This window comes from Sodalis sp. RH21, from assembly GCF_047324175.1.
Taxonomy (GTDB): domain Bacteria; phylum Pseudomonadota; class Gammaproteobacteria; order Enterobacterales; family Enterobacteriaceae; genus Acerihabitans.
Genome location: NZ_CP178732.1, coordinates 5,007,642 through 5,032,190, shown reverse-complemented (window position 1 = coordinate 5,032,190; position 24,549 = coordinate 5,007,642). Strand labels below are relative to the sequence as shown.

The following is a 24,549-nucleotide window of genomic DNA, read 5'->3' as shown; positions in this document are numbered from 1 at the left end:
TGCATGATTGTTAATATCAATAATGTTAAGCATAAAGCTTATTCTTCCTTGTGTGTGGAAGTACAAGTTATGCCATCGGTGTGAAAAAAGCATCATTTAGTTAAAATTTTAACGTGATTTTCTTCACAAGATTACCACTTGAATTATAATAATAGTTTTTAGGAAATATAATAATATTATTACTTTTTTAATTTCTTGAATAAGCGTATTTGCGATAGCCGCGCCCCACGGGAATATCACCCCGTCAAACACGGCCATGTCCTGACCCGCGCCCTTGCCGCCAACCCCCCCGGCCGGTAGAATAACCCTACATTTTGTATTTCGCCGCCGCAGCGGCAAAGGGTCAACGTGGCCATACCGCACCAAGCGCCGCCCGGGCTGGATAGCCAGGATATATCGCTACTAAAACGCTTACATGCCGCTTCGCTGGTGGAAGGCACCACGCTGGTGGTTCTGGCGTGTATCGCCGTGCCGCTAAAACATCTTGGCGGTTTTCCGCAGGTCTCGTCGGTCATGGGACCGGTGCATGGCCTGGCCTTTTTGTTCTACGCCTGGATGGTTATCAATAGCGCCTCCGCGGGATTGTGGCGCAAGGCCCAGGTGATGCGGCTGTTGATCCTGGCGTTTATTCCTTTCGGCACCTTTTTCAATGTGGGTATGATCAAACGGCGTGAAGCCGGGCCGGGCGTCGCTAACGTACCGGTCAATGAGGAGCAGGTATAATGGGCTATATGTGGATCAAAGCGCTGCATTTGGTGGCCATCGCGGTTTGGATCGGCGGCATGTTTATGCTGGCGGTCGCCATGTCCGCATGGAAAACGATGCCGCAGGCCGAGATTTCCCCCGGCCTGCGGATCTTTAGCGCCATCCAGCGATGGAATCAAACGGTCACCCTGCCTGCCATGATATTGACCTGGATCTCCGGCGTGGCGCTGACCATGATGGGCAACTGGCCGCCGTCAATGGATCTGATCGTTAAATTCCTGTTTGTTCTCGCCCTGTCGGGGCTGCACGGTATCCAGTCGGGGTCGCTGCGGCGCAGCCTGGGGCAATCCCGGCCGGTGGCCCCGGGCATACTGCGTTATGCCGCCGGGTTTACCCTGCTGGCGCTGATCGTCTGCGTGCTGCTGGTGGTTATCAAACCGCTGGGCGACGTCTTTTAACCGGCTTTGAGCGCGGCGGCCACCGCCTGGGCCAACGGCTGCGTCGGGCGTCCGATCAGCTGGCTTAACTGCCGGGCGTCGTCAAACAGGCCGCCCTGCGACGCGCCGCTTTCGGAGTCGGAGAGCATCACCGCCAGGAAATCCGGCAGTCCGGCCTGGCTTAATAAGGCCTGGTATTCCGGCTGCGTCAGATTAACGTATTTGACGGCGGTGCCGGACTGCCGGGTAATTTCAGCCGCCAGCTCGGTCAGGGTATAGGCTTCGTCGCCGGCCAGTTCATAAATTTTGCCCGCCTGGTTTTCCTTTGACAGCACGGCCGCCGCCGCCGCCGCATAGTCGGTGCGGGACGCCGAGGCGATGCGTCCGTCGCCGGCGCAGCCCGCCAGCGCGTTATGGGCCAGGGCCGTGGGGATACCGGCGGTGTAATTCTCGTGATACCAGCCGTTACGCAACAATACGACCGGCAGGCCGGACTCGTCCAGCAGGTCTTCCGTCGCCAGATGCTCCTTGCTTAATCCCAGCGGGGACGTATCGGCATGCAGCAGGCTGGTGTAGGCCAGCAGCTTCACATGCGCCCGTTTGGCGGCGTCGATAACATTGCGATGCTGCTCTACGCGCGCGCCGACTGCGTTTGATGAAATCAGCAATAATTTTTCCGCGCCGCGCAAAGCGATATCCAGCGTAGCGGGCTGGCTGTAGTCGGCCTGGCGCACTTCTACGCCCAGCGCCGCGAGATCCCGCGCTTTTTCCGGGCTGCGCACGGCGGCGACCAGCTCCGAGGCCGGATGGGTTTTTAACAGCTCTGCAATTACGAGGCGGCCCAGCTGGCCGGTGGCACCGGTAATAACGATCATAAATATTCTCCTTGGGTATTCAGAAGGCCCATCATATCCTCTATACTTACTTTAAGTAAGTACTAACAAATAGGTAAGTATCTGAAACATAACCAAGTGCAGGATTCGTCCCTGGCCCAGCGCATGCAGCGCGGCGAATTGTTCAATATCGATTGCCCCTCCAGGGAGGTGCTCAAGCATATGACCAGCCGCTGGGGAGTGCTGGTGCTTATCGCCCTCGCCCAGGGCACGCTGCGCTTTAGCGAACTGCGGCGCAAAGTGGGCGGGATCAGCGAAAAAATGCTGGCGCAAACCCTGGCATGCCTGGAAGACGATGGGCTGGTGATCCGCCAATCCTTTCCGGTCAAGCCTCCCCATGTTGAATACAGCCTTAGCGAGCTGGGCACGGAGGTGGGGCCGATAGTGACGCAACTGACCGATTGGATTGAAACCCGCATGCCGCTTATCATGCGGACGCGCGAGCTCCGGCGGGCCGGTTAAAACGGAATCTCGCCATATTTTTCCCGGTAGTCCTTGGGCGTAATATCAAACCCTTTTTTAAATACCGAATAAAAATATTGCAGGGACGGATAGCCGCACATTTGCGAGACTTCATTAATGGTCAGGGAAGTCGAGGTCAGTAAATTGCGCGCGCTTTCGAGTTTCTCTTCGTGAATCACGTTGTGGATGGTTTTGCTGGTCTCGTCCTTGAAGCGTTTTTCCAGATTTGAGCGCGACATGCCGACCACGTCCAGCACCTGCTCCACCTTGATGCCTTTGCAGGCGTGATAGCGGATATAGTGCATCGCCTGTATTACCGCCGGATCGCGCAGCGAGCGGAAATCCGTGGAGCGGCGCTCCATGACCTTGAGGGGCGGAACCAATATCCGCTGTAGCGGCAGGCGGACTTTATTGAGCAACTGATGCAGCAATTTGGCGGCCTGGTAGCCCATCTGGCGGGTGCCCTGGGCCACCGATGATAACGCCACCCGCGAAAGGCAGCGGGCCAGCTCTTCGTTATCGATACCGATAATACACAGCTTTTCGGGCACGGCGATGTTGAGATGTTCACACACCTGGAGCAAATGGCGGGCGCGCGCGTCGGTTACCGCGATGATGCCGGTATGCGGCGGTAGCGATTGCAGCCAGTCGGCCAGCCGGTTCTGGGCGTGCTGCCAATTATCCAGCGCGGTTTCCACGCCCTGGTAGACAATCGGCTGGTAGTATTCGTCCGCCGTCAGCTTGCGAAATGCCTGCTCGCGTTCATGGGACCAGCGTTTGCCGCTGCTGGCCGGCAGTCCGTAGAAGGCAAAACGGTTCAGTCCCTTCTCTTTCAAATGCAAAAAGGCGCTGGCCACCAGCGCATGGTTATCGGTGGCGATATAATGCACCGGCGGATACTCTTCGCTGCGCTGGTAAGAGCCGCCGACGCCGACGATGGGCACTTTAACGTCGCTTAGCAATTGCTCCATTTCTTTATCGTCAAAATCGGCGATAACGCCGTCTCCCAGCCACTCGTCGATTTGATTAATCCGGCAGCGGAAATCGTCTTCGATAAAAATATCCCAATCACATTGCGATGCCTGTAAATATTCGCCCACCCCCTCGACAACCTGGCGGTCGTATACTTTATTGGCATTAAAAAATAGAGTTATACGATAACGTTTCTCAAACATAGAGGGGTTCTCACGGAATTCTGCCGAAGGCCAGCTTATACCTTTGGACCTGGAGAAAGAATTAGCGGGCTGTGCGCCGGCTAACAAATTCGCCATAAAACCCGGCCGGGAAAACGGGGCCATGACGGTCCCCGCATACCTGTATAACGGCGCGCGCCGCGGAGAGTTCCAGCCCGCCTCAGCGGCCCAGGTCCGCCACCTGGCGGTAGAATCGCTGGAACAAATGACGCTGTTCCCGGTAGGCCTCGTGCCGGGCTTTATCCGGCATATAACGGGCTTCCAGCGGCAGGGCGGGCAGCATCTCGGACCAGGCCACGCCCGGGTGGCAGCTGATTTGCGCCAGCCGCGCCGCCCCCAGCGCCGGCCCCACATCGCCGCCGGTGCGGTAGTCCAGGGGGTGTCCGCCGACATCGGCCAACAGTTGGCGCCAATAGGCGCTGCGCGCGCCGCCGCCGATAAGCGTAATGCTGTCGGGCCGCAGTCCGGTATCATGCAGGGCGTCCATGCCGTCCGCCAGGCCGAAGCTGACGCCTTCCACCACCGCCCGCGCCAATTCCGCCGGTCCGTGTTCATGGGTGAACCCCCAGAACGCCCCGGCCGCGGTAGGATTGTTATGAGGCGTGCGTTCGCCGGATAAATAGGGCAGGAAATACACCGGCGGGGTGTCGGCGCGGCACGCCGCGGCGGCGTCGAGCAGCGCCGGTACGCTGCCCAGCCCGGTCAGTCTTGCCGCCCAGTCCAGGCAGGACGCGGCGCTCAGCATCACGGACATCAGATGCCAAGTGCCGGGCAGCGCATGGCAAAAGCTGTGTACCGCCCGTTCGGGGTTGCTGAGAAAACCGTCGCTAACGGCAAAATAGACGCCGGAGGTGCCCAGCGACAGCATGGCCTGCCCCTGCCGATATAATCCTACGCCAATGGCGCCCGCCGCGTTATCGCCGCCGCCGGCCACCACCGGCACCGCCGGCAGGCCCCAGCGCGAGGCCAGATCGGGCAACAGCGTGCCGGTGGCCTGGTTGCCTTCGTACAGGCCGGGCATCTGCGCCCGGGATAAGCCGCAGGCGCCGAGCAATTCATCGCTCCAGTCCCGGCGGCCCACATCCAGCCACATCGTTCCGGCCGCATCGGACATATCGGTGGCGAAATCGCCGGTCATGCGCCAGCGCAGGTAATCCTTCGGCAGCAGCACTTTATCCACCCGGGCGAAGATCCCGGGTTCATGCTCGGCCACCCAGCGCAGCTTGGGCGCGGTAAAACCGGGCATCATCAGATTGCCGGTAATCTGCCGCGATCGGGGGACCTCCGCTTCCAGCGCCTGGCACTGCGGAAAGCTGCGCCCGTCATTCCACAGGATCGCCGGGCGCAATACCTGCTGACGGCGGTCCAGCAGGGTGGCGCCATGCATCTGGCCGGTCAGACCCAGCGCGCGCACCGCGCCCAGGCCATGCTGCGCGCCCAGCGCCAGCATGGCCCGGTCCGCGGCCTGCCACCAGTGCTCCGGGTCCTGCTCCGACCATAACGGCTGCGGCCGGGAGATCGGCAGCTGTTCCGTATGGCTGCCCAGGATATGTTGTTCCTCGTCCAACAGGAGGGCTTTGACCCCGGACGTCCCCAAATCAATGCCGATATACATAAGGTATCCCTTATCAAATCATGCCACGGCGCCATCGCGCCGGCTGGCGGGCGGCGACCCCTGCCCGCCGCTTCCGGTTTAGCGAAACAATACCTGATTGACAATATTTTCCAGCAGTTCCTGTTGTCCGCTTTGGTGCTCCGGCGCCAGCGCGTGTGTTTCGGTAAACTGCGCCAGTTCGGCCAGGGAGAGATTGCCCTGGAGTATGCGCTGCCCCAGATCGCCGTTCCAGCCGTTGTAACGGGCTTTGACCATGTGATCGAGCCGGCCGTCCTCAATCAATTTAGCGGCCACTTTAAGCGATAGCGCCATAACGTCCATGCCGCCGATATGCCCGTGGAACAGGTCGTATTTATCGGTGCTTTGCCGGCGCACCTTGGCATCGAAATTCAGCCCGCCGGTGGTGAATCCGCCGGCCTTGAGGATTTCATACATGATAAGCGCGTTTTCTTCCACGCTGTTGGGGAACTGATCGGTATCCCAGCCGGATTGCGGGTCGCCGCGGTTGGCATCCACCGAACCGAAAATCCCCAGGGCGATGGCGCTGGCGATTTCATGCTGGAACGTATGGCCGGCCAACGTGGCATGATTGGCTTCCAGATTGACGCGGATTTCCTTTTCCAGTCCAAACTGTTTAAGGAAGCCGTAGACGGTCGCCACGTCATAATCGTATTGGTGTTTGGTGGGCTCCTGGGGTTTGGGTTCGATCAGCAGCGCGCCCTGGAAGCCTATTTTATGTTTATGCTCCACCACCATATGCATAAAGCGGCCGATTTGTTCCCGTTCCTGGCGCAAATCGGTATTGAGCAGGGTTTCGTAGCCTTCGCGCCCGCCCCACATCACATAGTTTTCCCCGCCCAGCTTCAGGGTGGTTTCCATGGCGCTTTTAACCTGGGTGGCGGCCCAGGCAAACACTTCCGGATTCGGGTTGGTGGCGGCGCCGGCGCCGTAGCGCGGATGGCTAAAGCAGTTGGCCGTGCCCCAGAGTAATTTCGTCCCGGTTTGCTGCTGTTTTTGCGCCAGCAGCTCGGTCATGGCGGCCATATTATCGAGATACTGTTTGACGGTATCGCTTTGCGGTATCACGTCGGTGTCGTGGAAGCAATAATAAGGCGCCCCTAATTTACCGAAGAATTCAAAGGCCACCTCGGCTTTTAACCGCGCCTGGGCCTTGGCGTCACCCGTGCGCTGCCAGGGACGATCGAAGGCGTTGATGCCAAACATATCGGTACCGCCCCAGCAAAACGTATGCCAGTAGCAGACGGCCAAACGCAGATGATCTTCCATGCGTTTGCCGAGAATGATTTCATCCGGATTGTAATGGTGGAACGCCAGGGGATTGGTGCTTTGCGGACCTTCAAAACGGATTTTTTCGACTTGATCAAAAAATTGAGACATGTGGCTGGCTCCTTGGAAATACTGGGTCCGTTCTGAAGCGGACAGGATTTAATGCCGCTACCGGTAATGACGGCGGACATCAAATAATTAACTGTGACTGATTCTGGTAATAACCGGCGCCGCGATCAATTACGTTATTTCACATCGGTGTTCATGAAATTATTAATTGTGCGCGCGATCACGGGGAATGACTGAAAAAAACCTATCCGGTACGGGAAATGTTAAAGCTTTGGGCCCGGAACGGCGTCATGCCGTGAATAAAATAAGCGGCAGGTCACAGAACCCACATTTGAGTAAAATATCGTAATAGCGTTGTGAAAATTTGCAATTGCCCCTGATAATTTTCGCTACTAATACTATTGACGTTAAATACGCCGCGTCGCCGGGCGTCCTTTGTATCTTACTGTGTAAAGTTTTGATTCTTATCCCGTTGACGGCGAATTATATTGCCGAATATGTTCTTATAAAAGCAACATAAGGAATTAAAGATGAAACTGAAAACCCTACTGCTTTCAATCTGCGCGGTGCTGCTGATCGCCAGCCAGCCGGGCATGGCCAAACAAATAAAAATCGGCATGGCGGTTGACGACCTGCGTCTTGAACGCTGGCAAAAAGATCGCGATATCTTTGTCGACAAAGCGAAGTCCTTGGGTGCCGATGTGTTTGTGCAGTCCTCCAACGGCAATGAAGAAACGCAGATGTCGCAAATAGAAAATATGATTAATCGCGGCGTCGATGTGCTGGTGATTATTCCCTACAACGGGCAAGTCTTAAGCAATGTAATTGCTGAAGCCAAGCGGGAAGGGATCAAGGTTCTAGCCTATGACCGCATGATAAATAATGCGGACGTAGATTTTTATATCTCTTTTGATAATGAAAAAGTCGGCCAATTACAAGCGCAAAGCCTGGTTAAGCTGGTGCCGCAGGGTAATTATTTCCTGATGGGCGGCTCACCGGTGGATAATAACGCCAAAATGTTCCGCGCCGGGCAAATGACCGTGCTCAAGCCGCTGATTGATAGCGGTAAAATAAAAGTGGTCGGCGACCAATGGGCCGACGGGTGGTTACCGGAAAATGCCCTGAAAATTATGGAAAACGCCTTAACCGCCAATAACAATAAAATCGATGCGGTAGTGGCATCCAATGACGCCACCGCCGGCGGCGCCATTCAGGCCCTGGCCGCGCAAGGACTGGCGGGCAAAGTGTCCATCTCGGGCCAGGATGCTGATTTGGCCGCGATTAAACGTATTGTCCAGGGCACCCAGACCATGACGGTCTATAAACCCATTAAACAATTGGCCACCAGCGCCGCCGAGATCGCCGTGCAACTGGGCAAGGGGGAAAAACCGCAATCCAACGCCTTGCTTAACAACGGCCTGAAGGATGTTCCTTCTTATTTGCTGACGCCGATTTCCGTGGATAAAAGCAATATAGACAGCACCGTGATTGCCGATGGTTTCCATAAAAAATCCGATCTGAATTAATCCGCCTGAACGCCGGCTGTTATCTGTGACGTGAACTAAACCTGGCCGCCGGATAGGGCGGCCGGGTTGCGGAGGTTGAGTATCATGGCGTTAAATCTGTTGGAAATGAAAAACATCACCAAGCGGTTCGGCCAGGTGAAAGCGGTGGATAATGTCTCTTTGACCCTGGAAGCCGGTCAGGTGTTATCGTTATGCGGTGAAAACGGCTCTGGCAAATCCACCCTGATGAAAGTGCTGTCGGCGGTCTATCCGCACGGCACCTTCGACGGCGAAATCCTGTTTGGCGGCGAACCCCTGGTAGCCCATGGAGTGCGTGATACCGAACAAAAAGGCATTGCGATTATTCACCAGGAACTGGCGCTGGTGAAGCAAATGACGGTATTGGAAAATATTTTCCTCGGCGCCGAGTGGGCCAAATACGGCGTCATGGATTATGACAATATGTACCTGCGCTGCGTGCGCATGCTGGCGCAGGTAAAACTGAATATCGATCCCAATACCCGGGTGGGAGAACTGGGGCTGGGCCAGCAGCAACTGGTGGAGATCGCCAAGGCGCTGAACAAGCAGGTCCGGCTGCTGATCCTCGATGAGCCCACCGCTTCGCTTACCGAAAGCGAAACCGCGATCCTGCTCGATATCGTCGACGACCTGCGCAACCACGATATCGCCTGCATCTATATTTCCCATAAGCTCAATGAAGTGAAAGCCATTTCCGATGTGATCTGCGTGATCCGCGACGGTAAGCATATCGCCACGCGGCCGGCGCAAGGACTCGGCGAGGATGAGCTGATCACCATGATGGTCGGCCGCGAGCTGACCGAGCTCTATCCCCATGAGCCCCATGTGATTGGCGAGGAGATCCTGCGCGTCGAAGGCGTGAGCGCCTGGCATCCGGTTAATCAACATATCCGGCGGGTCAACAATGCCGGCTTTACTCTCCATAAAGGGGAAATTCTCGGCATTGCCGGGTTGGTGGGGTCGGGACGTACCGAACTGGTGCAATGTTTGTTCGGCAGCTATCCCGGCCGCTGGGAAGGACGTATCACCCTCAACGGCGAACCGGTTCGTTTCAATAATTGCCGGCAGGCGATGCGCAAGGGCATCGCCATGGTGCCGGAGGATCGCAAAAAAGACGGTATTGTGCCCGTCATGAGCGTCGGTTCCAATATTACCCTGGCGGCGCTTAATCAGTTTAGCGGCCCGTTCGGTATCGTGGACGAGGCCGGCGAGCATGCCGCCATCCGCGATGCCATCGAGCGGCTCAAGGTGAAAACGTCGTCGTCGGAACTGGCCATCGGCCGCCTTAGCGGCGGCAATCAGCAAAAGGCGATTTTGGCGAAATGCCTGTTGCTTAATCCCGCCATCCTTATTTTGGATGAGCCGACCCGCGGCATCGATATCGGGGCCAAACAGGAGATCTATCGTTTGATTAATCAACTGGTGCGGCAGGGAATCGCGGTGATCGTGGTGTCATCCGAGCTGCCGGAGGTGCTGGGTATCAGCGACCGGGTGCTGGCCATGCATCAAGGCGCCATTAAAGCCGATCTTATTAACCGCGACCTGACGCAGGAACAGGTGATGGAAGCGGCGCTCAGGAGTGACTCCAATGTCTAAAATCACGCGAACCGACGGCGCCACGGCGCCCGCCGCCGCCGGCGGTAAACTAAAATCCATGAATTTGCAGGTGTTTGTGATGCTGGCCGCGATTGTGGTCATCATGTTATTTTTCACGTTTACCACCGAAGGCTCTTATCTCAGCGCGCGCAATATTTCCAACTTGCTGCGGCAAACCGCCATTACCGGCATTCTGGCGGTAGGTATGGTTTTTGTGATTATTTCAGCGGAAATCGATCTGTCCGTGGGTTCCATGATGGGATTGCTGGGGGGCGCCGCGGCGATTTTCGATGTCTGGCTGGGATGGCCATTGCCGTTGACCATTGCCGTGACGCTGGTGCTGGGATTGTTGCTGGGCGCCTGGAACGGCTGGTGGGTGGCCTATCGCAAAGTGCCCTCGTTTATCGTCACCCTGGCCGGGATGCTGGCGTTTCGCGGCATTTTGATCGGGGTTACCAACGGTACCACGGTTTCGCCCACCTCGCCGGCGATGTCGCAGATCGGGCAAAGCTATCTGCCGGGCGGCGTGGGGTTCGGCATCGGTTTTATCAGCCTGCTGTTATTTATCGCATGGCAGTGGCGCCGGCGGGGCAACCGCCAGCGTCTTGGGCTGTCCGTGCCCTCCCGCACCGGCGATATGACCCGGCAGGCCATTACCGCCGTGGTGGTGCTGGGCGCGATATATCTGCTCAACGACTACCGGGGCGTGCCCACGCCGGTACTGGTTCTGGTGGCGCTGATGCTGGGCGGCCTGTTTATGGCGTCGCGTACCGCCTTTGGCCGCCGGGTTTACGCCATCGGCGGTAATATCGACGCCGCCCGCCTGTCCGGCGTAAATGTGGAGCGTACCAAGCTGGCGGTGTTCGCCATTAACGGCCTGATGGTAGCCATTGCCGGGCTGATCCTCAGCTCCCGCCTGGGCGCCGGCTCGCCCTCCGCCGGCAATATCGCCGAACTGGACGCCATTGCCGCCTGCGTCATCGGCGGCACTAGCCTGGCCGGCGGCGTCGGCAGCGTGGCCGGGGCGGTGATGGGGGCATTTATCATGGCGTCGCTGGATAACGGCATGAGCATGCTGGATGTGCCGACGTTCTGGCAATATATCGTCAAGGGCGCTATTTTGCTGCTGGCGGTATGGATGGATACGGCGACCAAAAAACGGGCGTGATTTCCCGCGGATGATGGGCCGCCTCAGGGCGGCTTTTTTATGCCATGGCGCTTTCAGGTTAAATAGCCGCAAGTTAAACGTAGTTTAAATAAGATTAATAAATAAACAGCGTACATTGACGGCTTTCTGTATAGATCTTTAAATTAAACGATAGATGGTTTTTTCTATAAATGAGAGGCATTTAATTCGCCTATAAATCCATTTTATCTGAAAAGGTTGGAGGTAATAATGAACTCGATATCGCCGGTTAATCATGGCGCTGCCAGTATCCGGGAACTTCAGGCCAAGCTCCAGGCGCTGCAAAATTCCTTTGCGCGCCAATTTCCTCTTGTGACTCTTAATGCTTTGAAATCAGCGGGGGAAGATAATAATTCCATACCGGAAATGATGGCATGGAACTGGTCCAAGGGGTTTGGCTCGGCATAATCGAGTCAATACCCCGGTCCGGCTCCGCTCCTGCGGGCCGCTCCCGGGTCTGGTTAGCGGCTGGCCGTATTTTATGCCTAAGGTGGTAATTATGTTTAAATTACCATCCTGGGCGGCATATATAAGCCGGGTTTTTTGAAACCATCGTTATAAAAAATAGTAATTATTCTTTGTGCAATTATTTGCTTTAATAAAATGATATTTATCATGTGGATATTTTGCGAATTATATGGCTTTAAAATAATTATTGATCATAGTGGCTTGTTGTTTTTCACCCTGAGATAACCCGCTGATGCCCCTGGACGCCTTTTTTAACGATATAAAATCCAATCCGCTGGCCGCGCTGCTGGCTATTGTCATTACCGCCCTGGGGTTGGTAACCACGCTGCTAATCGTATTACTGTTTATGGCCGATTATAATACCGACCGGTTTTATTCCGAACCCCAGCGGATGTATCGCATCGAAACGCGTTTTGTCTTGCCTAACGGCGATAATATCCGTTCGGCCCAGGTTCCCCTGCCGCTGATTGACGCATTGCAAAAAGACGCCCGCATTGACAGCGTGAGTTATGCCTTTCGCCTGCTGGCCGACGTCCGCAGCCAGGGCCGTCTCATGCCCAGGGTGGCGATATTCGCGGTGAGCCAGGACTTTCTCGCGCGCCTTAATCCCTACCGGCAGTCGCCCTCGCCGCTGGGGGCGAATGAAATATACATCACGCCGGCATTTAATCGCCAATATCTGGGTATGGCCTCGCCTAAAGGGCAGGCGGTCGATTTGGGCCGCCTGGGCCGCTTTATTATCAAGGATGTACTCGACCCGCGGCAGGACAGCAGCCTGGACCTGCCGGCGATGATTGCTTTTTCGCCGGGCAGGGTGGCGGGTTATCACGATAAGCGGGGGGACTGGTATGACACCCATCTGTACGCATTTATCCGCACGGCGTCCGCGGCGCCGTTCGATAACCGGTGGCTGGACAAGCTGGTGCGCAATTATGCGCCGCAGCTCCCCGGCGCGCCCTTCACCCCCGAACAATTTATCCACCTCAGCGCCAAGAATATTCTTGCCATCCATTACGACGGGGGATATGCCGACGAGGTCGCCTCCGTCATTTCCAAACCATTGCTGCACACCCTGTACGGGGCGGCGCTGTTTGTACTGTTAACCACGGTGGTGAATTTTTTCAATGTGAATGGCATCGTTAACTCGGCGAAGAAAAACAGCCTGCGCGTTAAACGTAGCCTGGGAGCGTCCAATGGGCAACTGCTGGCGGAGGCATCGTCAATTATTATCCCGCAGTTCCTGAGTATCTGCGCGCTGGCGCTGTTGATGCTGTGGGGGGTGGCGGCCGTACCGGGGTACCCCGGCACACTGCTGCTCGGCCAGGACGGCGGAGTGGTGGCCGCGGTATTCCTGGGGGTGGCGCTGGTGATTGGCTGTGCGGTGGCGGCGTCCCATCTGGCCTGCCTCTACTGGTTGGTATTATCCCCCCGGGCGGGGCGGGCGCATAACCGCCACGAAACCACCACCGCGTATTATATCAATCGTTTTACCCTGGTAATGCAGTTATTGATCTCCGGCATCATGGTTTATCTTTGGGCCGGCGTGATGACGCAAAGCCATTTTATTATGGACACCGATTTCGGCTACCGTAAAAAAAACCTGCTGACCTTCGAGGTCAGCGAGCAGCTTAATTCCACCGAAGCGCTACGCGGCCTGCAAAACCGGCTAAAAGAGACGGCGGGCAGCTCCAATATTGCCTTGGCCAGCTGGCGTCCGTTCGATATGTCGCGCAGCGTGCTGTCCATCCAGCATGCGCAGCAGCAGGCCAGGGATCGGTATGCGACCGTCAACGTCCTGTCCGCCGATCATAATTTCCCGCAGATCTGGGGGCTGGAAACCCTGGCGGGCAAGGAGAATGCCATCGCGGTGAGCAACGATCCGGGGGTTCGCCACGTTATCGTTACCCGGGCCTTTATGGGCCTGATGGGCCGGTCCTCCTATGACGACGTGCTCAATACGACATTTTATACCGAGGTCGACGGCGGCAAGCGCGCCCTGCGCGTATTGCGCGTCGTCGATAACTTTTATCTGGGCGATCGGACAAAAATCCCGCAGCCCTTGATGATTTTTATTAATGACCGCATGGAGAAATACGCGGCGCTGACCTTTCCCGGCCAGCAGCAGCGGGAACGCATTGTCACCGCCCTCAAGGACTATGGCCTGGAGGATCAGCGTATGCGCACCGTGACCGAGCTTTACGCCGGACATTTCAAAAATAGCCTGCTGATGCTGGATATCATCCAGCTGTCCGTCTCGCTGTCGCTGTTCCTGATGTTGGTGAGCGCCATTATTATCGGGCTGTCAGAAGCGCGGCGGCTCAACGATACCCTTAAAATCATGGAGGCGGTGGGCGGTTCGGTCTATACCAGCATCGTTTTTTTCCTGCGGCAGAACGTTATCCCGCTGGTCGTGGCGCTGCTGGCGTCGTTTGGCCTGGGCTTGTGGCTATTGCGCCGCTGGCTGGGCCGGTATGACGTGGTGGCCGGCCTGACCTACACCTACGCTTGCTGCGCCCTGATTGCGTTGGCGCTGGTAGTGGTGGCGGTAATGGCCATGGCGCTGCTGGCCGGCGGCGGAAGGCGCGTCCCGTTTCGCGCCGGGCGCGGGTAGAGCCGATGGATGTCAACATCGACTCAAAACTGGCGGTGCATTTACGCGCCAAGTGGCTCACCTGGCTTGCCGCGGCGGTGTTTATCCTGCTGTGCGCGGTGATGTACCGGTTAGCCACTGCCGATAATTATCTGACCCTGCCTGTGGCCAGCGCGACGTTTCATACCGTTAGACGGGGGGTCTATACCGACACGCTGGTAACCCGCGCCATCGCCATCCCGAACGAGAGCGTTTTCGTCTCTTCCGAGCGCGGGGGCAAGGTGCTTGAAATTTACAAGGCATCGTCGGATTTTGTCAAAAAAGGCGAGGTTATCGCCCGGCTGTCAAATTATGATTTTGTCCTGCAAGTTACGTCGCGCATCGCCGACGCCACTGAGCAAATTAATAATTTGCGCAATATGCGCATGTTGTTGGAGCGCAACAGCCGCGACACCAAGGTGGAATTGCAGAAATCCCATTACAACCTGCTGAAGATCGGCAAAGAGATAAAGCGCAATAAAAAGCTCTATGAAAATGCGATTATTGAAAAAGCCAGATATGAAAACCTGCTGGACGAATTAACGCACTGGGAAAAGACCTACGCCATTTTGGCCGAACACGAAGCGCAGCAGGATAAAATTTTGCCCCAGCAGTTTATGGAGATCGATGAATCCGTCAAGCGCCTCGGCAAGTTGATGGACCTGATCAAGGGCGGGCTGGAGCAGTTGACCATTGTGTCGCCCATCGACGGCACGCTCTCGTCGCTGGATATTAAAATCGGCCAGCAAATCAAACCCGGCGAGAAGGTGACCATCGTCGATAACCCGCATTCTTACCATTTCGAAGCCGATTTCAGCGAATACTACCTCGATAAAATCAAACCCCAGGTGAGTGTGGTGGCGGAATCGGGGGGCATCGAGATCCCCTTGACCATCGAATCTGTCTCCTCGGTGGTGGATAACGGCAAATTCAAAGCCAAATTAACCTCGCCCCAGCCGAAGCAGCTGGCCTTGAAGCGCGGGCAATCCCTCGATCTGCGCGTTTCGCTGGATGCTGCCCGGGAGGCGCTGCTAGCCCCTTCGGAGGCGGTGTTTTTCCAGGACGGCCAGGCCTTGGTGTATGCCTATGACGAAATCGGTCGGCGGGCGGTAAAAACCCCGGTGCAAATCAAGCGCCAGGGCGCGGCGCAGTCAGAAATAACCAGTGGCCTTGCCGAAGGGCAGCAGGTGGTCGCTTTTGCGGATAATGACTATGAAAAACCCAATATCATCGAGTTTGAATAACATGATAACTCTGGAAAACGGCGGCAAGTCCTACACTACCAAAACCATCAGGACCCTGGTGCTCAACCAGGTGAATCTCACCGTCGAGCGGGGGGACTTCCTGTCAATCATGGGGCCTTCCGGATCTGGGAAATCCACGCTGCTAAACGTACTGGGCATGTTTGAATCGCTGGACCAGGGCAGTTTGGCGCTGGCGGGGGAAGCGGTGGCCTCTCTCAACTATGCGCAAAAAATAGCCTTAAGGCGCCAGGTTATCGGCTATATATTCCAATCGTTTAATCTGATTTCTCATATGTCGGTATTTGATAATGTCGAACTGCCGCTTAAATACCGCAGCGTACCTAAAAACGAGCGTAGGCAGCGGGTTGACCAAACGCTGGATACCTTCGGCCTGGCGCACCGCGCGGGCCACTATCCGGCGCAGCTCTCAGGCGGTCAGCAGCAGCGGGTGGCCATTGCCCGCGCCATGATTTCGCGCCCGCATCTGATCCTGGCCGATGAACCCACGGGTAATCTCGACAGCAAACATAGCCGTGACGTACTGGAACAATTGACCAGCATTAATTCGGCAGGGACGACGGTGGTGATGGTGACGCATTCACCCGAAGCGTCGAATTACGCCAACCGTATCGTAACTATGCGTGACGGTTATCTCACTTAATCCCCCGAGAGGATGACACATAATGAAAGGACTCATTCCCGTGACAAGTATCGATGGCAGCAGCATCGACGGCGTCAGCATGCAGGATCTACGGCAGTTGGCGTTTAATGATTACCGGCAGCTCAGCGCCAGCCTGATCGGCCGCATCCCCGCCGAAAATTTGCTCAACGAGGATGAAATAAAAACCTATCATCATGAACTGGCACAAGAGATCCTCGCTCCGCCCATCGACGCTGCCAGGCTGGTGGTGGTGGTTAAAGCGACCCGGCTGTGTAATTTAAGATGCACTTACTGCCATTCCTGGGCGGAAGGCCCCAACCAAACGCTGACATTTCGCAACCTGATCCGCTGCGTGCGCCGGCTTCTGGCGATTCCCAATATCACCCGTTTCGAATTTGTCTGGCACGGCGGCGAGGTCACCCTGCTCAAACCCGATTTTTTCAAAAAGCTGATCTGGCTACAGGAGCAATTCAAGCGGCCCGGGCAGCGTATTACCAATTCGATGCAGTCCAATGCGGTGAATATTTCTGACGAATGGCTGTTGTTTATCAAAGGAATAGGCATGAGTGTCGGCATTAGCCTGGACGGTATTCCCGGCGTCAATGATACGCGGCGGGTGGATTATCGCGGCCGGGGCACCTCCGAACGGGTAGCGCGCAGTATCGGGCGGCTGCGGCGCTACGAGATCGCCTATGGCGCATTGATAGTGGTGGACCGCGCGATATTCCACACCGATATCCGCAACATGTTCGACTATTTCATCAGCATAGAGCTTCGGGATATCGAATTTTTGAATATCGTACCGGATAACCGCACGCCGCCCGGCGGCGATATCGGCCCAAGTTATATCAGCTATGGCGAATTCATCACTTTTTTATCCGTCGCGTTCGTCATCTGGTGGCATGATTATCGCCACAGCCTGCGTATCCCGCTGTTTGCGGATTTTATCAAGGTACTGACCAAACCCGATACCCGTCTTTCCGCATGTTACTGGGCCGGCAACTGTTCACAGGAGGTGATAACGCTGGAGCCGAACGGTGATGTGTCTCCCTGCGACAAGTATGTCGGTGACGCCGGCGGCCGTTATGGGTCGCTCTTGAGTACCGATTTGGCCCAGTTGCTGGCGCGGTCGCGACATAATCGTCTGGCACTCGCGGAGGAAAAGGCGGCCGCGGAAAAAATGCGCGACTGCCCGTGGTTTGCCCTATGCCGGGGCGGATGTCCCCATGACCGGGTGATTAACCGCCGGCATGTGCCCGGTTACGACGATACCTGCTGCGGCACCGGGAAACTGTTGGGAATCATCAGGGACTGCCTTGCCAGCGAGGGGCGGCCGTCGTGAAACCGGCGGCCGCTGGGGCATTGGGCGCAAGCGCCTGCGGTTGCAAAAAAACCAAGGCTTGCCCCGTGCATATCGGGCGCGATTAGCCTTTCGCCGCCCGCCGACGTCGCGGCAGCGCCAATATTCCCCAGACCATGATACCGCCGATCAGCCCCCAGAACGCGCTGCCGACGCCCAGCAGCGTTATGCCGGAAGCGGTAATCAGGAACGTGACGATGGCGGCGTCCCGGTGGATTTCCGCCGCCAGGGCGCGGTGCAGGCTGCCGGCGATAGTGCTGAGCAGCGCCAGCCCGGCGATGGTATGGATAAACGCGGCGGGCAGGGCGCTGAACAACAGGCCGATAGAGCCGCCGAACATCCCGGCCAGCAGATAAAATACCCCGGCCGCCGCGGCCGCCATATATCGGCGCGCGGGATCGGGATGCGCTTCCGGGCTCATGCAAATTGCGGCGGTAATGGCGGCGATACACACCGAAAAACCGCCGAAAGGTGCTAAAATCAGCGCCACCAGCGCCGTCCAGGTCATCAGCGGCGAGGTGGGCACCACATATCCGGCCGCCTTGAGGGTGGCCACCCCGGGCGCGTTCTGCGAGGCCATGGTCACGATGAAAAAGGGTATCCCGACGCCCATCAGCGAGGACCAGGTAAAATGCGGCATGACAAACTGCGGCACGGCGAGGGTCAGGTGCTTGCCGGCCAGGGCGATATCCCCTTGCAGGCCCGCGCAGGCCAGCCCGGCGCATAAGGCCACCGGGATCGCATAGCGGGGCAGTAGGCGCCGGGCGATAAAAAACGCCAGGCACATTGCCGCCGCCAGGGAAAAATGACTTTGCAGCGAGACAAAGGCATCCAGGCCGAAGCGTAGCAATATGCCCGCCAGCATCGCCGCCGAAATCCCCTGCGGAATATGCTGCATCAGCCGCGAAAATATCCCCGTCACGCCGCACAGCAAAATCAGCCCCGAGGCGAAAATAAACACCCCTATCGCTTCGTTGACCGTGCTTCCCGGCAGGCTGGTGACCAAGAGCGCCGCGCCGGGCGTCGACCAGGCGGTGAGAATCGGGGTGCGGTAATAAAGCGACAATCCCAGCGAGGTAACCCCCATGGCCAGCCCCAGCGTGCTCAGCCAGCCGCCGATCTGCGCCAGACTGGCGCCCGCGGCCTGCGCCGCCTGGAAAACAATGGCCGCCGAGCTGGTATAACCGACCAGGACGGCGATAAATCCGGCGATAACCGCGGAAAACGACAAATCACGCAGCGCGGAACGGGACGCCATAAGCCTCACTCTCCTGGAGTTATTATACGTTATAACGCACGACAGGCGCCCTTAAGCGCCCGATACGTTACGTATACTACCGTGGAGCCGGTGCGGTTTCATCATCCGATTGATTATCCCGCCGGACGGGGTATGTCATTGGTCCGGGGAATAAGTAAAGCGATGAGCCCTGGCGGGGATTACTGCCGTAGTGGTTGCAGCGCCGGCGCTAACCGGCGCTGGCGCTGCCAGCTATCCAGGGTGGCCTGGGCCAGTTGCGCGATGCCCTGATAAAACGGATGATCCGCGCCCTGCGCCAGCAGCGTCAGGTAACGCCCCGACCAGGGCAGGATATGTTGCTCCAGCAGGTCGTCCAGCGGCGCCTCGTTATTTTCCGCCAGCCAGGCGGCCAGCATCAGCAGCAGGCCGATATGGTCTTCCGGTTCCCGGTCCTGCCGCTGCGGGGCGATTCCCTGTTGTCCCAGCCAGCGGCGCAGCGCCACGGTTGACTCGCCAAACACCACGCCTTCCCGATCCAGGTAAACCGAGCCCCACGGCGGGGCCGCCAGTGCGTGCGGGCCGATAAACAGACGCTGCCAGGTCTCTTCCAGGGCGTCAAACCAGGGGGCGGCCAGCCCCGTGCGGATTAACGCCGCGGCGGCATAGAGCTCCGGCACCGCCGGCCACTCCAGCTCCCAGTCGCTGCCGGCCAGGGCTTCCAGCAGCCCGGCATTGTGCGGCGACAGGGGCGGATAATAGAGCAATGCTCCCAGGGTCCGTCCGGTAAGCGCAATGGTCGCGTCGGTCATGACATCTCCGGTAAAATGGCGGCCCGCGGCGCGGATAAACCGCGCGGCGTCCCCCGGGTCAACTGGCTACCGCCATGCCCACGGTCATATGCAGGCCATAAAATATCGCCCGCCCGATCAGCTCGCCGCCGAGCACCAGCACCAACCCCAGCGCCAGGCCGGCCACCGGCGGCGTTTTGCCGCGCACCAGCGGCAGCAGCCAGCAGGCCAGCCCCAGGGACAGCAGCAGCACCCGGCCCGCCATCAGCAGTCCGTAATCCGGCACCAGCCCGGACGCCTGTTGCACCGAGCTGTGGATCGCCGCCAGCGCGGCGGCCTGCATCATAATGGCCGCTACGCTTATCATCACCGCCATCACGCTGACCCACGGCAGATAGCGCCAGCCCGGCCCGGAAATGCCGGCCACCCGCAACAGCAGGTAACCCAGCAGCGGACCGCCGATAAATACCGTTAAGACAAAGCCGAGCGGGGTATAAACATTATCCCAGGTCGGCACGGTATCTATCATATAGACCCGGCCCATGGCGTACAGAAACACCAGGCCGGACAACGCGGTCAGTGCGAGCCACAGTTTATCCAGCGCCCGCGGCAGGTAATTGAGCACCGCCAGCAGCCAGTAAATGCCGCCGAGCGCAAAAAACAGCGAACCGGCGGCGATTTCATTGCTGAGCGGCGACTCGCCCAGGCGATTAAGGGCGTTCATGGCGCGCAGGGGCGAGCCCAGGTGCAGCATCGAGGCGATAAACCCCAGCCCCATCAGCAGCCACAGGAAAAACATGGCGCGGTGCACCCGGCGGGTACTCTCCGCCGTCAGGCGGCCGGCCAACAGCACCGTGGCCATTACCAGATAACCGCCGATTACGCTTTGGCCCGCGACGGTAAAAAACATCAGCGGCCATTCATGCCATCCGTTACCCATTTCACACCTCCCTCGGATTGGCCAGGAAGCCGCTGGCATCGTCCACCGGCCTGCTGTTCGCGTTGGGTTTGATCACCAGGTTGGGCAGGGTGAACATGGGATCGGGCAGCGGGGCCACCGCCGCCAGATCGCCGTATTTATCCCGCAGATCGCCGATGGGCGCCAAATCCAGCGCGCGCAGCGGGCAGGATTCCACGCAGATGGGTTTTTGCCCCACCGCCACGCGCTCATGGCAGCCATCGCACTTGGTCATATGTCCTTTGGCTTCGTTAAATTGCGGCGCGCCGTAGGGGCAGGCCATATGGCAGTAGCGGCAGCCGATGCAGATGTCTTCATTAACCACCACAAATCCGTCTTCGCCTTTGTGCATCGCGCCGCTGGGGCACACTTTAACGCAGGCGGGGTCCTCGCAGTGGTTGCAGGCGATCGATAGATAATAGGCAAAAACATTTTGGTGATAAGCCCCGCCGTCCGCCTGCCAATTGCCGCCGGCATATTCATAAATGCGGCGGAAACTGACGTCCGGCCCCAGATTTTTGTAGTCCTTGCAGGCCAGCTCGCAGGTCTTGCAGCCGGTACAGCGGCTTGAATCGATATAAAAACCATATTGCGTACTCATCTACCGCTCCTACGCCTTTTCGATCTGAATCAGATTGGTATGCTGCGGATTGCCCTTGGCCAACGGCGACGGCCGCTGGGTGGTCAGGGTATTAATACAGCCGCCATGATCGATTTTGTCTCCCGCCATATCGGCCTGATGCCACGCGCCCTGACTGACGGCCGTAACGCCGGGCAGGATGCGCGGCGTCACTTTGGCGTCGATCCTGATCTCGCCCCGGTCGTTGAATACCCGCACTTTATCGCCGTTGCGAATGCCGCGGGTTTCGGCATCGAGAGGGTTAATCCACACTTCTTGCGGACAGGCGGCCTGCAGCACGTCGATATTGCCGTAGCTGGAATGGGTGCGCGCCTTATAGTGAAAACCGGCCATTTGCAGCGGAAAACGCGCACGCAGCGGATCGTCCCAACCCTCGAAGGTGGGGACATACCGGGGTAGCGGGCTGATGCTTTCATCCGCCCGGAGTTGCCAGGTGGCGGCAAGCTCTTCCAGCGCCGCCGAGTAGATTTCAATTTTACCGGAAGGGGTCTTCAGCGGATTGGCCGCCGGGTCCGCGCGGAATTTACGGTAGGCGACAAAGTGGCCGTCGGGGTCCTTGCGTTTATAAATCCCCTGGGCTTTCAACTGCTCGTAGGACGGCAGCAGGGGGTCCTTGGCCAGCATCTTGGCATATAAAAACTGTAGCCATTCGGACTGGGTGCGCCCTTCGGTAAATTTCTGCGCCACATCCGCACCGAGGCGCTGCGCGATATCGCTGGTGATCTGGTAAATCGAGCGGCGCTCGAATTTTGCCGTGGTGGCGGGCTGGCCGAAAATGAGATACCCCATATTGGCGGCGTAATCGTTGGGGACAATATCTTCCTGTTCGGTGGTCATCAAATCCGGCAACAGGATATCGGCGTATTTCGCCGATGAGGTCATAAAGTTTTCGATCACCACGATCATTTCGCAGTCCCGGTCTTTTTTCAGGACCTCGTGGGTGCGATTGATATCCGAATGCTGGTTGACCAGGGTATTGCCGGCGTAGTTCCAGATGAATTTAATCGGTACGTCCAGCCGGTCCTTGCCTTTTATCCCGTCTTTCAGCGCGGTCATTTCCCTGCCGCGGGAGATGGCGTCGGTCCACAAGAATACCGGGATCTGGGTTTTCACCGGATTGGTTAATACCGGCAGCCGTTCGATGGTAATGGTATAGGTGGACTCCCGGGCGCCGCTATTGCCGCCGTTGATGCCCACGTTGCCGGTCAGGATCGGCAACATGGCGATGGCGCGTGCGGTTTGCTCGCCGTTGGCCTGGCGCTGCGGTCCCCAGCCCTGGCAGATATACGCCGGTTTGGCGCTGCCGATTTCACGGGCCAGCTTGATGATCCGGTCGCGGGGAATACTGGTGATTCTCTCGGCCCACAGCGGGGTTTTGGCGGTGGCGTCGTCGCCCTGGCCAAGGATATAGGCTTTGTAATGACCGTTGGCCGGCGCGCCGGCCGGCAGGGTTTTTTCATCATAACCTACGCAGTAGGTATCCAGAAACGCCTGGTCCACCAGGTTTTCGGTGATCAACACCCAGGCGATAGCCGACACCAGCGCGGCATCGGTACCGGGACGAATCGGTATCCATTCATCCTCGCGCCCGGCGGCGGTATCGGTATAGCGCGGATCGATAACGATCATGCGCGCGGAAGAGCGTTCGCGCGCCTGTTCAAGATGGTAGGTGATGCCGGCGCCGCTCATGCGGGTTTCCGCCGGATTGTTGCCGAACATTACCACCAGTTTGGTATTGACGATATCCGAGGTGCTATTGCCGTCGTTGCTACCGTAGGTATAGGGCATTGCGGCGTTGATCTGGGCGGTGCTGTAGGTGCCGTACTGATTCAGGTAGCCGCCGTAGCAGTTCATCAGGCGCGTGATAAGCGACCCCGACGGTGACGAGCGGGCGAAATTGGCGCCGGTGACGCCGGAAGAGTAATTGATATATACCGCTTCGTTGCCGTAGTCCTTGACGATGCGCTTAAGGTTACCGGCGATGATGTCCAGGGCCTCGTCCCAACTGATGCGCTGGAATTTACCTTCCCCGCGTTCGCCTACCCGTTTCATCGGATATTTCAGGCGATCGGGATGGTTCATCCGGCGGCGGATCGACCGTCCGCGCAGGCAGGCCCGAACCTGGTGGTCGCCATATTCATCCTGGCCGGTATTATCCGTCTCCACCCAGTACACCTCATCGTCGCGCACATGCAAACGCAGGGCGCAGCGGCTGCCGCAGTTGACCGAACACATGCTCCAGACCAGCTTGTCGGCGGCGTTGGCCATGGGTTGCGCCGGCGACTCCCCGGCGAAAGCCGATCGGAACGGCAGATCCAGCGCCCGGCTGGCCAGCAGCAGGCCGCCGGCCGCCATGCCGCCTTTTACCAGATTGCGCCGGCTGATGCGCGGGCAGTCCGGCATGGTTAATGATTTGTTTTTCATCGGTCACCCATTTTATTGCTCACCATGGCTCGTCGCTACGCGCCGAATCTAATGAAACCTTATTATTACTGTGGTTATCAAAATACTTCCTGATAATGAATGAAAAACCACCAGCGAATATTGTCCCCGGACAAATTTGCCGTCATTAGCCGCGCGCCGCCTGGGCGGTTAACGTGCGTAAGCGCAAGAACGTGATGGCGGCTTCAAAATGGTGCTATCCGGAGAAGGAATTTATTAAAAATGTGATCAATTCGCTTTTTCAATAACTGTTACGCATATAAAGTTACGCGTAACAGTTTTTGAAAAAGAGGTTTTTGTGAAAAATTTGTTTAATCTTGAGGGCAAGCGCGCATTAATTACCGGCTCCGCCCAGGGCATAGGCTATCTTTTGGCCCGCGGCCTGGGGGAATCCGGCGCCAGTATCGTGATCAACGATATCACCCAGCAGCGCGCGGATCAGGCGGCGGATAGCCTGCGTCATCTGGATATTCAGGCGTCGGGTTATGGTTTTGACGTCACCTCCTCGGCGGAGATTAGCGCCGCGATTGAGAAAATCGAGGCGGAGCAGGGGCCAATTGATATCTTAATCAATAATGCCGGTATCCAGCGCCGCTATCCTTTTGTCGATTTCCCGGAAAGCGAGTGGGACAAAATTATCGACGTTAATCAAAAATCGGTATTTTTGGTTTCCCAGCAAGTGGCAAAAAGGATGATGGCGCGCCGTAGCGGCAAGATCATTAATATTTGCTCCATGCAAAGCGAACTTGGCCGCGAAACGATTACGCCTTATGCCGCATCCAAAGGCGCGGTGAAAATGCTGACGCGCGGCATGTGTGTTGAACTGGCGCCCTATGATATCCAGGTAAATGGTATTGCTCCGGGATATTTTGCCACCGACATGACCAAGGCCTTGGTTGATAATACGGAATTTTCAAATTGGTTATTTAAACGCACCCCCGCGGCGCGCTGGGGCAACCCTGAAGAACTTATTGGCGCGGCCGTTTATTTATCCGCGCCCGCGTCCAGTTTTGTAAATGGACATATTATATTTGTCGATGGCGGCATGCTGGCCGCGGTCTAATAAAAAATAATAACACAATCATTCCATTATGATGGCTGGCTGCTCCAGCCGTCGAAAAAATCATTATCTCAG

General features: G+C 57.3%; 21 protein-coding genes. 12 read left to right on the top strand and 9 right to left on the bottom strand.

Annotated features, from left to right (window positions below):
• Positions 1-348: 348 nt before the first annotated feature.
• Both ACL2XP_RS23305 and ACL2XP_RS23300 read left to right on the top strand, forming a co-directional pair.
• Complete coding sequence (locus ACL2XP_RS23305; protein WP_413735660.1) at positions 349-723, top strand: DUF3817 domain-containing protein; 375 nt, start codon at positions 349-351, stop codon at positions 721-723.
• Entirely contained in the window at positions 723-1,163 is a 441-nt protein-coding gene (locus ACL2XP_RS23300) for a CopD family protein (RefSeq protein ID WP_413735659.1), read from the top strand. Before ACL2XP_RS23305 ends, ACL2XP_RS23300 begins: the two co-directional genes overlap by 1 nt.
• On the opposite strand, the gene ACL2XP_RS23295 is transcribed toward ACL2XP_RS23300, so the two are convergent.
• Complete coding sequence (locus tag ACL2XP_RS23295) at positions 1,160-2,017, bottom strand: SDR family oxidoreductase (protein WP_413735658.1); 858 nt, start codon at positions 2,015-2,017, stop codon at positions 1,160-1,162. The genes ACL2XP_RS23300 and ACL2XP_RS23295 overlap by 4 nt on opposite strands.
• Positions 2,018-2,140: 123 nt before the next feature.
• Here ACL2XP_RS23295 and ACL2XP_RS23290 point away from each other — a divergent pair, with 123 nt between their 5' ends.
• On the top strand, positions 2,141-2,497 hold the full coding sequence (locus tag ACL2XP_RS23290; RefSeq protein ID WP_413739268.1) for a winged helix-turn-helix transcriptional regulator: 357 nt from the start codon (positions 2,141-2,143) through the stop codon (positions 2,495-2,497).
• Here the strand turns inward: ACL2XP_RS23290 and xylR are convergent.
• From xylR to xylA, 3 genes are all read right to left on the bottom strand, one after another.
• Positions 2,494-3,672, bottom strand: coding sequence for a D-xylose utilization transcriptional activator XylR (gene xylR, locus ACL2XP_RS23285; protein ID WP_413735656.1), 1,179 nt, complete (start codon positions 3,670-3,672; stop codon positions 2,494-2,496). The genes ACL2XP_RS23290 and xylR overlap by 4 nt on opposite strands.
• 178 nt (positions 3,673-3,850) lie before the next feature.
• Positions 3,851-5,305 (bottom strand): xylulokinase, encoded by a 1,455-nt coding sequence (gene xylB / locus ACL2XP_RS23280; protein ID WP_413735655.1) that lies wholly within the window; start codon positions 5,303-5,305, stop codon positions 3,851-3,853.
• 78 nt (positions 5,306-5,383) lie between these two features.
• Positions 5,384-6,703, bottom strand: a complete 1,320-nt coding sequence (gene xylA, locus ACL2XP_RS23275; RefSeq protein WP_413735653.1) for a xylose isomerase — start codon at positions 6,701-6,703, stop codon at positions 5,384-5,386.
• Between the two features lie 488 nt (positions 6,704-7,191).
• Here xylA and xylF point away from each other — a divergent pair, with 488 nt between their 5' ends.
• The 8 genes from xylF to darE all read left to right on the top strand — a co-directional run bounded on the left by xylF (position 7,192) and on the right by darE (position 17,331).
• Positions 7,192-8,187, top strand: coding sequence for a D-xylose ABC transporter substrate-binding protein (xylF, locus tag ACL2XP_RS23270; RefSeq protein ID WP_413735651.1), 996 nt, complete (start codon positions 7,192-7,194; stop codon positions 8,185-8,187).
• An 84-nt stretch (positions 8,188-8,271) separates the two neighbouring features.
• Positions 8,272-9,801: a xylose ABC transporter ATP-binding protein gene (locus ACL2XP_RS23265; RefSeq protein ID WP_413735649.1), complete on the top strand. Its 1,530-nt coding sequence runs from the start codon at positions 8,272-8,274 to the stop codon at positions 9,799-9,801.
• Positions 9,794-10,969 (top strand): xylose ABC transporter permease XylH, encoded by a 1,176-nt coding sequence (xylH, locus tag ACL2XP_RS23260; protein WP_413735647.1) that lies wholly within the window; start codon positions 9,794-9,796, stop codon positions 10,967-10,969. The genes ACL2XP_RS23265 and xylH overlap by 8 nt, the downstream gene beginning before the upstream one ends.
• A 228-nt stretch (positions 10,970-11,197) precedes the next feature.
• The gene (locus tag ACL2XP_RS23255; RefSeq protein WP_413735645.1) at positions 11,198-11,395 is read left to right on the top strand and encodes a hypothetical protein; all 198 of its coding nucleotides are present in this window, start codon (positions 11,198-11,200) and stop codon (positions 11,393-11,395) included.
• Between the two features lie 292 nt (positions 11,396-11,687).
• Positions 11,688-14,066, top strand: a complete 2,379-nt coding sequence (gene darB / locus ACL2XP_RS23250; protein WP_413735644.1) for a darobactin export ABC transporter permease subunit — start codon at positions 11,688-11,690, stop codon at positions 14,064-14,066.
• Positions 14,067-14,071: 5 nt separating this feature from the next.
• Positions 14,072-15,328 (top strand): darobactin export ABC transporter periplasmic adaptor subunit, encoded by a 1,257-nt coding sequence (gene darC / locus ACL2XP_RS23245; RefSeq protein WP_413735642.1) that lies wholly within the window; start codon positions 14,072-14,074, stop codon positions 15,326-15,328.
• 1 nt (position 15,329) lies between these two features.
• Complete coding sequence (gene darD / locus ACL2XP_RS23240; RefSeq protein WP_413739267.1) at positions 15,330-15,989, top strand: darobactin export ABC transporter ATP-binding protein; 660 nt, start codon at positions 15,330-15,332, stop codon at positions 15,987-15,989.
• Between the two features lie 22 nt (positions 15,990-16,011).
• A complete protein-coding gene (darE, locus tag ACL2XP_RS23235) occupies positions 16,012-17,331 on the top strand; it encodes a darobactin maturation radical SAM/SPASM protein DarE (RefSeq protein ID WP_413735640.1) in 1,320 nt (439 codons plus the stop codon).
• Positions 17,332-17,413: 82 nt separating this feature from the next.
• Here darE and ACL2XP_RS23230 read toward each other — a convergent pair whose 3' ends face one another.
• The 5 genes from ACL2XP_RS23230 to ACL2XP_RS23210 all read right to left on the bottom strand — a co-directional run bounded on the left by ACL2XP_RS23230 (position 17,414) and on the right by ACL2XP_RS23210 (position 23,375).
• The gene (locus tag ACL2XP_RS23230) at positions 17,414-18,607 is read right to left on the bottom strand and encodes a benzoate/H(+) symporter BenE family transporter (RefSeq protein WP_413735638.1); all 1,194 of its coding nucleotides are present in this window, start codon (positions 18,605-18,607) and stop codon (positions 17,414-17,416) included.
• Between the two features lie 179 nt (positions 18,608-18,786).
• A complete protein-coding gene (dmsD, locus tag ACL2XP_RS23225) occupies positions 18,787-19,395 on the bottom strand; it encodes a Tat proofreading chaperone DmsD (RefSeq protein ID WP_413735637.1) in 609 nt (202 codons plus the stop codon).
• Positions 19,396-19,453: 58 nt separating this feature from the next.
• Positions 19,454-20,314: a DmsC/YnfH family molybdoenzyme membrane anchor subunit gene (locus ACL2XP_RS23220; RefSeq protein WP_413735636.1), complete on the bottom strand. Its 861-nt coding sequence runs from the start codon at positions 20,312-20,314 to the stop codon at positions 19,454-19,456.
• Between the two features lies 1 nt (position 20,315).
• On the bottom strand, positions 20,316-20,933 hold the full coding sequence (locus ACL2XP_RS23215) for a DMSO/selenate family reductase complex B subunit (protein WP_413735635.1): 618 nt from the start codon (positions 20,931-20,933) through the stop codon (positions 20,316-20,318).
• Positions 20,934-20,942: 9 nt separating this feature from the next.
• Positions 20,943-23,375, bottom strand: a complete 2,433-nt coding sequence (locus ACL2XP_RS23210; protein ID WP_413739266.1) for a DmsA/YnfE/YnfF family dimethyl sulfoxide reductase — start codon at positions 23,373-23,375, stop codon at positions 20,943-20,945.
• A gap of 337 nt (positions 23,376-23,712) precedes the next feature.
• Here ACL2XP_RS23210 and idnO point away from each other — a divergent pair, with 337 nt between their 5' ends.
• A complete protein-coding gene (gene idnO, locus ACL2XP_RS23205; RefSeq protein WP_413735633.1) occupies positions 23,713-24,477 on the top strand; it encodes a gluconate 5-dehydrogenase in 765 nt (254 codons plus the stop codon).
• Positions 24,478-24,549 lie beyond the last annotated feature (72 nt).